The sequence below is a fragment of the Streptomyces sp. NPDC058240 genome, assembly GCF_042882135.1.
Lineage (GTDB): Bacteria > Actinomycetota > Actinomycetes > Streptomycetales > Streptomycetaceae > Streptomyces.
The window spans coordinates 18117-30477 of record NZ_JBHVWT010000007.1 but is presented as its reverse complement, the minus strand read 5'-3'; the positions used below and the strand labels follow the sequence as shown (position 1 = coordinate 30477).

12 protein-coding genes are annotated in these 12361 nt (G+C 71.3%); 3 read left to right on the top strand and 9 right to left on the bottom strand.

Annotated elements, in window-relative coordinates; genetic code table 11:
• Positions 1-92 precede the first annotated feature (92 nt).
• Positions 93-803 carry a M23 family metallopeptidase gene (locus tag ACFVX4_RS15250; protein WP_389976559.1) on the top strand — a complete coding sequence of 237 codons (711 nt, stop codon included), beginning with the start codon at positions 93-95 and terminating at the stop codon, positions 801-803.
• 20 nt (positions 804-823) lie between these two features.
• Here the strand turns inward: ACFVX4_RS15250 and ACFVX4_RS15245 are convergent, their stop codons facing one another.
• Positions 824-1456, bottom strand: coding sequence for a TetR/AcrR family transcriptional regulator (locus ACFVX4_RS15245; RefSeq protein WP_389976556.1), 633 nt, complete (start codon positions 1454-1456; stop codon positions 824-826).
• A gap of 128 nt (positions 1457-1584) precedes the next feature.
• On the opposite strand from ACFVX4_RS15245, the gene ACFVX4_RS15240 reads away from it, so the two are divergent.
• The gene (locus ACFVX4_RS15240; protein ID WP_389976554.1) at positions 1585-3156 is read left to right on the top strand and encodes an MDR family MFS transporter; all 1572 of its coding nucleotides are present in this window, start codon (positions 1585-1587) and stop codon (positions 3154-3156) included.
• 90 nt (positions 3157-3246) lie between these two features.
• Here the strand turns inward: ACFVX4_RS15240 and cseC are convergent, their stop codons facing one another.
• The 6 genes from cseC to ACFVX4_RS15210 all read right to left on the bottom strand — a co-directional run bounded on the left by cseC (position 3247) and on the right by ACFVX4_RS15210 (position 8557).
• Positions 3247-4629: a two-component system sensor histidine kinase CseC gene (gene cseC, locus ACFVX4_RS15235; RefSeq protein WP_389976551.1), complete on the bottom strand. Its 1383-nt coding sequence runs from the start codon at positions 4627-4629 to the stop codon at positions 3247-3249.
• Positions 4626-5333, bottom strand: coding sequence for a two-component system response regulator CseB (gene cseB, locus ACFVX4_RS15230; RefSeq protein WP_389977027.1), 708 nt, complete (start codon positions 5331-5333; stop codon positions 4626-4628). Before cseB ends, cseC begins: the two co-directional genes overlap by 4 nt.
• Before the next feature lie 7 nt (positions 5334-5340).
• Positions 5341-6075: a hypothetical protein gene (locus tag ACFVX4_RS15225; RefSeq protein ID WP_389976548.1), complete on the bottom strand. Its 735-nt coding sequence runs from the start codon at positions 6073-6075 to the stop codon at positions 5341-5343.
• Positions 6063-6677, bottom strand: coding sequence for a SigE family RNA polymerase sigma factor (locus tag ACFVX4_RS15220; protein ID WP_389976546.1), 615 nt, complete (start codon positions 6675-6677; stop codon positions 6063-6065). The genes ACFVX4_RS15225 and ACFVX4_RS15220 overlap by 13 nt, the downstream gene beginning before the upstream one ends.
• 174 nt (positions 6678-6851) lie before the next feature.
• Positions 6852-7754 (bottom strand): A/G-specific adenine glycosylase, encoded by a 903-nt coding sequence (locus ACFVX4_RS15215; protein WP_389976543.1) that lies wholly within the window; start codon positions 7752-7754, stop codon positions 6852-6854.
• A gap of 155 nt (positions 7755-7909) precedes the next feature.
• A complete protein-coding gene (locus tag ACFVX4_RS15210) occupies positions 7910-8557 on the bottom strand; it encodes a phosphatase PAP2 family protein (protein WP_389976540.1) in 648 nt (215 codons plus the stop codon).
• A gap of 172 nt (positions 8558-8729) precedes the next feature.
• Between ACFVX4_RS15210 and ACFVX4_RS15205 the strand changes: the two genes are divergently transcribed.
• Positions 8730-9521 (top strand): hypothetical protein, encoded by a 792-nt coding sequence (locus ACFVX4_RS15205; RefSeq protein ID WP_389976537.1) that lies wholly within the window; start codon positions 8730-8732, stop codon positions 9519-9521.
• 130 nt (positions 9522-9651) lie between these two features.
• On the opposite strand, the gene disA is transcribed toward ACFVX4_RS15205, so the two are convergent.
• Both disA and radA read right to left on the bottom strand, forming a co-directional pair.
• Entirely contained in the window at positions 9652-10776 is a 1125-nt protein-coding gene (disA, locus tag ACFVX4_RS15200; RefSeq protein WP_266417745.1) for a DNA integrity scanning diadenylate cyclase DisA, read from the bottom strand.
• Positions 10777-10856: 80 nt separating this feature from the next.
• Positions 10857-12269 (bottom strand): DNA repair protein RadA, encoded by a 1413-nt coding sequence (gene radA / locus ACFVX4_RS15195; RefSeq protein ID WP_389976534.1) that lies wholly within the window; start codon positions 12267-12269, stop codon positions 10857-10859.
• Between the last annotated feature and the right edge of the window lie 92 nt (positions 12270-12361).

Sequence of the window (12361 nt, the reverse complement as noted above, 5' to 3'; positions counted from 1 at the left end):
GGTGTTTGAGCAATGGCCGGGGTGCGGGTTACCAAGGAATGGCCAGCCCGGCCGGAGCGCCGGGTCCAGTCATCTCCGGAGGTTCTCCGCTTATGTCGAAGCGCGTTTCGTTCCAGCACTCCCGCCGCCCGTCCCTGTCCCGTGTCCGTGGCGCCGTCGTGGCAGCCGGCCTGGGGACGTCGATGGTTCTCGGTGCGGGCGCTGCGTTCGCGGCCGGCTCGGCGGGCGCCCCGGATTCCGTGAACCTGATCAACACCGGCGCGGCCGAATCGGTCGCCGAGCAGGCGACCGTGCAGGGCAAGGTCGCCGAGAAGGCCGCGGCCAAGAAGGCGGCGGCGGTCAAGAAGGCAGCCGCGGCGAAGAAGGCCGCCCTGAAGAAGGCCCACGGCTGGGAGGCCCCGGTGAGCCGCTACGAGCTGAGCGCGAGCTTCGGCAACGACGGCAGCCGCTGGGCGCACAAGCACTCCGGCCAGGACTTCGCCGTGCCGATCGGCACCAAGGTCGAGGCCGCGCACACCGGCACCGTCGTAAAGGCCGGCCCCAACGGCGGCGGCGACGGTCCCGCGTACGGCAACGCCGTCGTGATCAAGCACGCCAACGGCACGTACTCGCAGTACGCCCACCTGTCGAAGATCGAAGTGCGCATCGGCGAGACCGTGAGGACGGGCGAAAAGATCGCGCTCTCCGGCAACACCGGCAACTCCAGCGGCCCGCACCTGCACTTCGAGATCCGGCACACCGCCGACTACGGCTCCGCGGTCAACCCGGTCAGCTTCCTGCACAAGGAGGGCGTGCGCGTCTGATCCGGACGCCCCTGCCCGCGTTACTCTGCGGACCCCTGCCCGCGTTGCTCCGCGGACCCCTGCCCGCGTTGCTCCGCGGACCCCTGGCCGTGTGCCCGGGTGACCAGTTCGAAGGCGACTTCGAGGACGGCCTTGCGCTTCTCCTCGGGGTCGCCTTCGAGGTCCTTGAGGGCGAACAGGCCCGCGTGCGTCGCGAAGAGCGCGGTGGAGCAGCGCACCTGGTCGGTCAGTGACGCGCCGGGTTCCTGGATCAGGTCGAACAGGGCGACGACGCGTTGCTTGATGGGCACCCCGATGCTCAGGTCCCGTACGGCCGCCTGGTTCTCCTGCATGAAGCGGAACAGCGGGGCGGCGCCGATCAGGGCCTCGCTGTAGCGGCTGAGGATCTCCTTCTTCGTCTCCAGGGTGCGCGGCTGTTCCTTGCCCCAGGCGAGCAGCTCCTCGACCGGACGGTTGAGGTCCTCGAAGATGCTGACCAGGATGTCTTCCTTGGTCTTGAAGTGGTAGTACAGCGCGGCCTTGGTGACGTCCAGCCGCTCGGAGATCTCGCGGAGCGAGGTCTTCTCGTAGCCCTGTTCGGCGAAGAGCTCCAGGGCGACGTCCTGAATGCGCTGGCGCGTGTTGCCACGGCGCTGGTGCGGCGTGCTCCCCATGAAGCTCTCCCTAAAAAAAACTTACTTGACGCCCGGCTAGTTGGGGTCTACTTTCCCCAGTGTAGTTACTAGCCGGGCGGCAAGTAAGTGTCTGGCCCGCACAGGGGATCACAGGGGAGTGGGGATCGATGTCCGATCTGAAGAAGGCGGCGGGCGGGACGGCAACAGTCGTCGACCGCCCGGCAGGGAAACCCGAGACGCAGCAGCGCAGCGTCCGGGTGGTGATGCTCGCCCTGATGATCACGATGCTGCTCGCCATGCTGGACAACCTGATCGTCGGCACGGCCATGCCGACCATCGTCGGTGACCTCGGCGGCCTGGAGCACCTGTCCTGGGTCGTCACCGCGTACACCCTGGCCACCGCCGCCTCCACCCCCATCTGGGGCAAGCTCGGCGACATGTACGGGCGCAAGGGCATCTTCCTCACGTCCATCGTGATCTTCCTGATCGGCTCGGTGCTGAGCGGTATGGCCCAGGACATGGGCCAGCTGATCGGCTTCCGGGCGGTCCAGGGGCTCGGCGCGGGCGGCCTGATGGTCGGCGTCATGGCGATCATCGGCGACCTCGTCCCGCCGCGTGAACGCGGTAAGTACCAGGGCATGATGGCCGGTGTCATGGCCATCGCCATGATCGGCGGACCGCTGGTCGGCGGCACCATCACCGACCACCTCGGCTGGCGCTGGAGCTTCTACATAAACCTGCCGCTGGGCGCGGTCGCCCTCGCCATGGTCACCATCGTGCTGCACCTGCCGAAGCGGAAGGCGGCCCAGGCCAAGGTCGACTACCTCGGCGCCGGGCTGCTGACCCTCGGCATCACCTCGATCGTGCTGGTGACCACCTGGGGCGGTACGGAGTACGACTGGAACTCCGCCGTGATCATGGAGCTCATCGCGATCGGTGTCGCCTCGCTCATCGGCTTCCTCTTCGTCGAGACGAAGGCAGCAGAACCGATCATTCCGCTGCACATCTTCCGCAACCGCAACTTCACCCTGATGTCCGTCGTCGGCTTCATGGCGGGCTTCGTGATGTTCGGCGCGGTGCTCTTCCTGCCGCTGTACCAGCAGTCCGTCCAGGGCGCCTCGGCGACCAACTCAGGTCTGCTGCTCCTGCCGATGCTGCTGGCGATGATGGTCGTCTCGCTGATCGCCGGACGGGTCACCACCAGCACCGGCAAGTACAAGATCTTCCCCGTGGTGGGCTCCGCACTGATGGTGACCGGCCTCTTCCTGCTCTCCCGGATGGACGTCGACACCACGCGGTTCACCTCCGGCGTCTACATGGCGGTGCTCGGCGCGGGCATGGGCTTCCTGATGCAGATCACGATGCTCGTCGCGCAGAACAGCGTGGAGATGAAGGACATGGGGGTCGCCTCCTCGGCGACGACCCTCTTCCGTACGCTCGGCAGCTCCTTCGGCGTCGCGATCATGGGCGCACTGTTCACCGGGCGGGTGCAGGACGAGATGATGGCCCGCGGCGGCGGGGCGGCCACCGCGAAGTCCGCGCAGCTGGACGCGGCGAGCCTGGCGAAGCTGCCGACGGCGGCGCGCGAGGCCTACCAGTTCGCGGTGTCCTCCGGCACGCACATCGCGTTCCTCGTGGGCGCCTCGGTCGGCCTGATCGCCCTGATCGCCTCGGTCTTCGTCAAGGAGGTACCGCTGCGCGGAGCGGGCCCGGTCACCAAGCAGGCCGAGGCCGTCTGACCCTGCGCGGTGTACGAGGAGGCTCCCGGGGCGCACGCCCCGGGAGCCTCCCGTCGTATCCGGCCCCCGGAGCCCGCCGCCGTATCCGGCTCAGCCGCCGGACCGCCCGCGGCCCGACTTCGCGCTCTGCGCCTCGTCGCTGTCCGGGCCCCGCTGCTCGGACACCTGGAGCATCGGGAAGCTGCCGGTGTTCGTCGGCGCGTGCTCGGGCAGCCACAGCACGGCGATGGCCCCGCCCGTGCCCTGGGCCGCCCCTTCCGGCGCCGCGTTGCGGAAGGTCAGCCGGGCCCCGAGGACCCGCGCCTGACCGGCCGCGATCGTCAGCCCGAGACCGTGCCCGCGCCCGGCCCGGTCGCTGCTTCCGGTACGGAACCGGCTCGGCCCCTCGCGCAGCAGCGCCGCCGGGAACCCGGAACCGTGATCGCGGATCCGGACCACCCGGCCCTCGACCGTGACCTCCACCGGAGTGGCGCCGTGCTTGGCGGCGTTGCCCAGCAGATTGCCGAGGATGCGCTCCAGCCGGCGCGGATCGGTGCTGACCCAGGACTCGTGCACGACCCGCACCCGCACGTCCGGGTCCAGCAGCGCGATCCGCCGGCTGACGAACTCGCCCAGCGCGACCTCCTGGAGCTCGGCCCGCTCCGACGCGCTGTCCAGCCGGGCCACCTCCAGCACGTCCTCGACGAGCGTGCGCATCGCCTGCGCCCGGTCCCGTACCAGCTCGGTGGGGCGGCCGGGCGGCAGCAGCTCGGCCGCCGTCAGCAGACCGGTCACCGGCGTACGCAGCTCGTGCGCGATGTCCGCGGTGACCCGGCGCTCCGCCTCGATCCGCGCGTTCAACGCGTCCGTCAGCGCGTCCACCGCGCCGGCCAGCTCATCGGTCTCGTCCTGGACGACACCGCCGACGGCCTCCCTGACCCGTTCATCCGTATTGCCCTGCGCGACCCTGCCCGCCGCGGCCGCCGCCTTGCGCAGCCGGCGCGACAGCTGCCCGCCGATCAGCACGCCCAGGGCACAGCCGCCGAACACCACCGAGACCGAGCCGATGATCAGCGCCCGGTCGAGATCGCGCATGATCGTGGAGCTGCGGCCCGCGAACCGGGTGTGCAGCGAGAGCACGTCGCCGTTGCCGACCGGCACCGCCGCCCACACGTCGGGCACCCCCTTGGCGGACTCCTCGACATGGGTGGCGCGCCGGTTCCTGGCGGTCTCCGCGCGCAGGCTGCGCGGCATGGTCGGGTCGTTGAGCTTGGCGCCGAACCGGGGGTCGGCCTTCTTCGTCTTCGTCGCCTCGTACAGCAGCTGCGCGTACGTCAGCCGCTCCAGCTGGACCTCGCGGGCGTTCTCCAGCATCGAGACCCGGGCCGCGTTGTGGACGACGAAGCTGAGCGCGACCGCGGTCAGCGCGCAGACCGCGGCGATCGCGATGCTGATCTTCCAGCGGACTCCCGTCCGCAGGGCCGGCCGCTTCATGGCCTGAGTTTGTAGCCGAAGCCGCGGACCGTCTCGATCCGGTCCTGGCCGATCTTGGTGCGCAGCCGCTGCACATGGACATCCACGACCCGGGTGTCACCGCCCCATCCGTAGTCCCAGACCCGCTCCAGGAGCTTGTCGCGGGAGAGCACCGTGCCGGGCGCCGCGGAGAACTCCAGCAGCAGCCGCATCTCGGTCGGGGTCAGCGCCACCTGTTCGCCGCCCCGGTGGACCGCCATGCCCTCGGTGTCGATCTCCAGATCGCCGAAGACCAGCACCCCGCCGACGGGCTGCGGCTCCGGCTCCCCGTTGCCCGGCTGACCGCCCGAGGCATGGCCGAAACGGCGCAGCACGGCACGGATCCGGGCGACCAGGACCGCCCCGTCGAAGGGCTTGGTGACGTAGTCGTCCGCGCCGGCCTCCAGGCCGAGCACCACATCGATCGAGTCCGCGCGGGCGGACAGCATGATCACGGGCACTGTCGACTCGTCGCGGATGCGACGGCAGAGGCTGACCCCGTCGAGCCCCGGCACCATCACGTCCAGCAGGGCGATGTCGGGGCGGTCGGCCCGGAAGGCGTCGAGGCCCGACATGCCGTCGGGCATGGCGGTGACCACGAAGCCGGCGCGCTCCAGCGCCAGCTGGGTGGCCTCGCGGATGACGTCGTCGTCCTCGACGAACAGGACGTGGGTCTCGGCCATCAGGCTGCTCTCAGTTCCCCGCCGGTTCGGCGGCCCCCGGAAGAGCCGCTCCGCCGCTGCCGACGGCTCGGTTGAAGTCGTTGTGCACCCGGTCGTGCTCGTTGAAGCGGCTACCCGCCCAGCGGTAGGTGATCACTTCCTCGCCGGAGGGGTACGCGACCGAGTCCTTCTTCTCGTACACCTGGGTCGTCACCACCAGATCACCGCGGTCGATGGTGCCGTAGACCGCGGGCTGCTCGATGGCGAACACGTTCTCGTACGCGCCATTGTTCCGGGGGCGGTACACATAGGTGCCGACGCCCACCGAATCGCCGCAGGTCATCACGTTCACCACGACATCGGCCGAGGGGCCGCCGGTCATGGTGCCGTACGAGGTGTCCACCGGGTACTCGGAGCCGGTGCAGGGCCTCAGATCCGTTCTGACCCGCTCGCTGACCTTCGGGTCGTGCTTGAGCAGGGCCACGGGATCGATCCGCGAGGAGGGTTTCGCGGAGGAGGAAGGCTCGTCGCTGGGCGTGACCTGGGCGACGGGCTGGGTGCCGGCCGGGCCCTCGTCCCGGGTGCCGGTACCGCCGGTCGAGCAGCTGACGGTGAGCAGCCCGAAGGCGGCGAGCCCGACCAGGGTCGTGGCGCTCGCCGCCCAGCCGGTCAGTACCCGGCCACGTCTGACGGTGGCCGCGCGGCCACCGTCGTCTCTTTCACCGCCACGGTCGTCCCCGTCGCCGCTGGCTGTCAGGCCGCGCAACGCTCCCGCCCCCGTTCGTCCGTATGCCTGCCCACCTGCGCCCGCGCACGTACCGGAGCGTGGTCGGCCGCCGGACCCCGCTCCTCGCGGAGCCGGGCCTCCCTGCTCGCCGCCGCACGGCTCTCCAGCTCCTGGCGCAGCCGTGCCAGCGCACGGTGCAGCGTGCTCTTCACCGTACCGGCAGACATGCCGAGCGCCGCAGCCGTCTCCTCCGTACTCATCTGCTCCCAGTGTCGCAGCACGACGACGCTGCGCTGCTTGGGAGCCAGTACGCCCAGCACATCCATCAGCAGGGCGCGGTCGGCGCGCTGCTCGGTGCCGTCCTCGACACTCGCGTCGGGAAGCTGCTCGGTGGGGACCTCGTCCAGCTTGCGGGCCCGCCACCACTCGGTGCGGGTGTTGATCATGACGCGGCGCAGATAGGCGTCGGCGAGGGACTTGTCGGCGATGCCGTCCCAGCGGCCGTACGTACGGACCAGGGCGGTCTGGAGCAGGTCCTGTGCGTCCACAGGGTCCGGGACCAGCCGCCGCGCACTGCGCAGCAGCGCGTCCTGCCGAGTGCGTACGTACTCTTCGAATTCGAGCACCTCGCCATGCGCCATTCCAACCGCCTCCGTCCCCGTGGATCCCCGTAGTACCGCCGTCAGCCATCGATCGGTCGGGCTGACGTCGAAGACGCTACGGAGCTGTTGTCACGGGGTTGTGCGGAGCAGCCATACGCCGACGCACGGCTGTCCATCGGTTGTGTAACAGCGGGAGCGGAGCAGGCGAGGAGCTCAGCTCAGCGGCAGCCGGTACTGCCCCCCGGCCAGCGGTTCGACCAGGCCGTCGGCGACCAGGCCGTCCAACGCGCGGGCACGTTGCACCGGCTCGTCCCACACCGCGTCCAGCGCCGACTGCGGCACCGGCGTCATGGCCTCGCGCAACACGGCGAGCAGCCGTCCGCGGACCTGCCGGTCGGTGCCGGCGTAGGTCTGACCACGCCGCGGGGGCCCCTGGTGGGCGGGCTTCCCGGCCAGCCGCCAGGCGCACTGCTCGGCGATCGGGCACCGGGTGCAGTCCTCGTTCTTCGCGGTGCAGACGAGGGCCCCGAGCTCCATCGTCGCGGCGGCCCAGCGGGCGGCCCGCTCGTCCTCCTCGGGGAGCAGCGCACGGGCGAGCTTGCGCTCGGCGGCGGTGGTCGCGTTCGGCGGGTACTGGATCCCGGTCGCGGCCCGTGCGAACACCCGGCGGACGTTCGTGTCGAGCACGGCATGCCGCTGCCCGTACGCGAACGAGGCCACGGCCGCCGCGGTGTACTCGCCGATCCCGGGCAGGGCGAGCAGCTGACCGTGCTCGCTCGGTACGTCGCCGCCGTGCCGCTCCGTTATGGCCTGCGCGGCTCCGTGCAGGCGGAGCGCCCGGCGGGGATAGCCGAGCCGGCCCCAGGCGCGGACCGCCTCGCCGGGCGGTTCGGCGGCCAGGTCGGCGGGACGGGGCCAGCGGGCCAGCCACTGCTCGTACACCGGGAGGACCCGGTTCACGGGGGTCTGCTGCAGCATGAACTCGCTCACCATCACGCCCCAGGCGCCCGCTTCGGGGCGGCGCCAGGGCAGATCGCGGGCGTGCTGGTCGAACCACCCGATCACGGGGGAGTGGAGGGAGGTGGGGGGCGTCTGTGTCGCAGTCATGGCAGTCATCGCACCGCCGATCCTGGCACGGAAGGGCGGACGACGGTTCCGCGTACGGTGGTGTCGCTCCTCCTGAGGGCCCTTGGGGTGATAACGCCACCCGTCCGCGCCCCGGCGGTCCGGCAACCGGCCCAAGCGGGCCCGGCCGGGCCCGGCCGGAGCCGTCAGTGCCGCTTGGCCCGATGCCGGGAGCGGCCGGCCGGGGCCTCGCCCGGCCCCGAGGCCCAGGCCGCCACCGGCGCCCGGCTGCTCCGTACCGTCCGGGCGAGCGACTGTGCCGGGCGGCGCAGCACGGCGACCACCACGGCCGAGACCACGGCGCCCAGCAGCAGTCCGACCGCCACGTCATGCGGATAGTGCACTCCGACGAAGACCCGGGAGAAGGCCATCAGCAGAGCCATCGGCACCGTGAGCCAGGCCAGCCGGGGCCGGGCGATCGCCAGGGCGACCGCCGCCGCACCGGCGATCGCGGAGTGGTTGCTGGGGAACGACCAGTCGCCGGTCGGCGGGCAGGTCACCAGCGAGGCCGCGGCGCCGACGACCGATCTGCATGGGCGCTCCTCGTCCACCACCGACTTGAGCACCTCGCTGGCCACATAGCCGAAGGCCGTCGCGACGGGCGCGAGCACCGCCAGCGCCAGGGCGCCGTCGCCCTGGTTCCGGGCACGCCACCACCCGGTGATGAACAGGACACCGAAGACCAGGAGCCCGAGCTCCGTCCATATCTCGGCCAGATGCTGCACCCATGACGGCATGTCATGTGCGAAGTCGGTGATGTCCCGGTAGAGCGGGGCCGTAACTGAACTATCCATGTGACAGAGGGTAGTCAATGAAACCGGGAGTTCATCCGGGCGATGCCCGGAGGCCAACTCGGCGGCGGTGCAGGGCCGGAACGGGCCGCCCGTGATGATGATCCGTAAAACTTGAGACCCAGGGCGGCGGGTGGGGCGGGAGTTGGTGCCGATCTCTCGTACAGTTTGAGCCGTGGGATCTTTGCGTAATCCGATCGGTCCGCTTCCCTCCACCATCTACTGGCGACGGAGGGCCGTAGCGGCGACGCTCGTTGCGCTGCTCGCGCTGCTGATCGTATGGGTCGTCACCTCGGGCGGGGACAAGGAGAGCAAGGACGACTCCCGGCCTGCCGGGTCGCGCCCCGCACACGAGATCACGCCGGGCCCCGGAGGATCGGGCCCGGCCATCACCCAACAGCCCGGCGGACGCGACGAGTCGGGCGACTCGGGCGGTGACGGCGGTGACGGCGGCGGTACGGGCGCGGGCTCGGGTGACGCCACGGGCGGCGGGACGGACACCGGAGCCGGCGGCGCGAGCGGCGGCGGTACGGCCGGCCAGCAGGTCCCGGCCTCCTCCCCGCTCCCCGACTGCACCCCCGCGGCGATGCGGTTGAGCCTGAGCACCGAGCTCAACTACAGCCCCGGCGAGAAGCCGAAGTTCAAGCTGGTCGTCAAGAACACCTCGGCCACCACCTGCAAGGCCGACCTCGGGCCGAAGAACGCGGTGCTCACCATCACCGAGGCCGGCGGCGACGACAGCCAGGTGTGGTCCTCCAAGGACTGCCCGCGCGACGCGAGCGTTCTGCTGCTGAAGGTTCCGGCGGGCGAGACCGTCGTCCACACCGTGGAGTGGGACCGCAGGAAGAGCTCCCCGCAGTGCGCGACGCCGCCCGCGGGGACGGCGGGGCCCGGTACGTATCTGGTCGAGGCGAAGGCGCCGGGCGAGCCGGTGCAGCGCGCCTCGTTCGTCCTCGCGAAGGACTGACGTCCTCGCGAAGGACCGAGCGCGCGAGCGCCGGGGCGGGCCCGGAGGGGCCCGGTCTCCCGGGCCCCGATCGTCCTGCGCGCTGCGGCGCGTACCGGCTCTGCGCGTACCGGCTCTGCGCGTACCGGCTCTACACGTACCGTTCGAGGATCGACGACTCGGCCAGCCGTGACAGGCCCTCGCGCACGCTGCGCGCCCGCGCCTCGCCGACGCCGTCCACCGTCTGGAGGTCGTCCACGCTGGCGGCGAGCAGCTTCTGCAGACCGCCGAAGTGCTCCACCAGCCGGTCGATGATCGCCCCGGGCAGCCGCGGCACCTTCGCCAGCAGCCGGAAGCCGCGCGGCGAGACCGCCGAGTCCAGCGTCTCGGGCGAGCCGCTGTAGCCCAGGGCCCGTGCCACGACCGCGAGTTCGAGCAGCTCGGTGTGGGAGAGCGCGTCGAGCTCGGTCAGCGCCTCGGCGACCGTACGGGACCGCTTCGCGGTCGGCTCCGGCACATAGTCGCGCACGACCAGCTCGCGCTCCGGCTCGACGCCCGCGATCAACTCGTCGAGCTGGAGGGAGAGAAGCCGGCCGTCGGTGCCCAGCTCGACCACGTACTCCGCGATCTCGGTCGCGATCCGGCGGACCATCTCCAGCCGCTGTGCGACGGCCGTGACATCCCGGACCGTCACCAGGTCCTCGATCTCCAGCGCGGAGAGCGTGCCCGCGACCTCGTCGAGCCGGAGCTTGTACCGCTCCAGGGTGGCGAGGGCCTGATTGGCGCGGGAGAGGATCGCGGCGGACTCCTCCAGGACCCGGCGCTCCCCGTCCACGTAGAGCGCGATCAGGCGCATCGACTGCGAGACCGAGACGACCGGGAAGTTGCACTGCTTGGAGACCCGGTCCGCCGTGCGGTGGCGGGTGCCGGTCTCCTCGGTGGGGATGGAGGCGTCCGGCACCAGCTGCACGCCGGCGCGCAGGATCTTGGTCATGTCCTTGTCGAGGATCAGCGCGCCGTCGAGCTTGGCCAGCTCGCGCAGGCGCGTCGCGGTGAACTCCACGTCCAGCACGAATCCGCCGGTGCACATCGACTCGACGGTCCTGTCCATGCCGAGCACGATCAGCCCGCCGGTGTTGCCACGGAGGATGCGCTCCAGGCCGTCCCGCAGCGCCATTCCGGGTGCCACGGCGCTCAGCGAGGCGCGCATCAGCGCCTCATTACCGGTGCCTTGGCCGGACTTTCCGGGCGATGCTGCCCGGTCGTTGGCTGCCACTGCACTCCTCCGGTCACAGGTTTGCGGTGCCCTTACGTCCCTCGTACCGTTCGTACGGACGGGCGAGACCAGGGCAAAGTCTACCGGCGTGCGCTCTCCTCCTGGGGGGCCTGTACACGAGACCGGCGCGGGAGGACTCTCAGCGCATCGCCCATGTTGGCGACTTCTGTGACCTTCATACCGGCCGGGACCTTCCCCGGGTCGGTCGGAACCAGCGCGTGCGTGAAGCCCAGGCGGTGTGCCTCGGCCAGCCTGCGCTGGACCCCCGTGACCCTTCTGACCTCGCCCGCGAGGCCCACTTCGCCGATCGCCACCAGGTTCTTGGGCAGGGGGGTGTCGCTCGCGGCACTGGCCAGGGCCAGCGCGACGGCGAGGTCCGCGGCGGGCTCGGAGAGCTTCACACCGCCGACCGTCGCGCTGTAGATGTCCCGCTTGCCCAGCGAGCTGATCCGGCCGCGCTGCTCCAGGACCGCGAGCATCATCGACACCCGGGACGTCTCCAGGCCCGAGGTGGTGCGCCGGGGAGAAGGGATCTGGGAATCGACCGTCAGCGCCTGCACTTCGGCGACGAGCGGCCGCTTGCCCTCCAGGGTGACGGTCAGGCAGGTGCCGGGCACGGGCTCGTCGCGCCGGGTGAGGAACAGCCCGGAGGGGTCGGCGAGGCCGGTGATGCCCTCGTCGTGCAGCTCGAAGCAGCCGACCTCGTCGGTCGCGCCGTACCTGTTCTTGACGCCCCGTACGAGCCGCAGGCGGGCATGGCGGTCGCCCTCGAAGGACAGCACCACGTCGACGAGATGCTCCAGCAGCCGCGGCCCCGCGATCGCCCCCTCCTTGGTGACATGGCCGACCAGGAGCGTCGACATGCCGCGCTCCTTGGAGGCCCGGATGAGGGCCCCGGCGACCTCCCGGACCTGCGCCATGCCGCCCGGCGCCCCCTCGATCTCGGGCGATGCGACGGTCTGCACGGAGTCGAGGACGAGGAGCGAGGGCTTGACGGCGTCCAGATGGCCGAGGACCGCGGACAGGTCGGTCTCGGCGGCGAGGTACAGATGGTCGTCGATCGCCCGGATCCGGTCGGCGCGCAGCCGCACCTGGCTCGCGGACTCCTCGGCGGTGACGTAGAGCGTGCGGTGGTCCTCGCTCGCCGCCTTGGCGGCGACGTCCAGCAGCAGCGTCGACTTGCCGACGCCCGGCTCGCCCGCGAGGAGCACCACGGCGCCCGGGACGAGACCGCCGCCGAGCACCCGGTCCAGCTCGCCGACGCCGGTCGACCGGGCGATGGCCTGCCGGCTGTCGACCTGGCCGATGGGGAGCGCGGCGGTACTGACCCGGCCGGCCGCGGTGGTCCGCACGGCGGGGGCGCCGCCGAACTCCTCGACCGTCCCCCACGCCTGGCATTCGGGGCAGCGGCCGAGCCACTTGGCGGTCGTCCAGCCGCATTCGGTGCAGCGGTAGGACGGCCGGTCCTTCGCGGTTTTCGTACGGGCAGCCATGGCGCAACCGTATAGGTGGGGTACGACAGTGCCGCCCGGCGCGGTCCGGCGGCGGCGCCCGCGGCGGGTGCGCGCCCTCCGGAGGCCGGGGA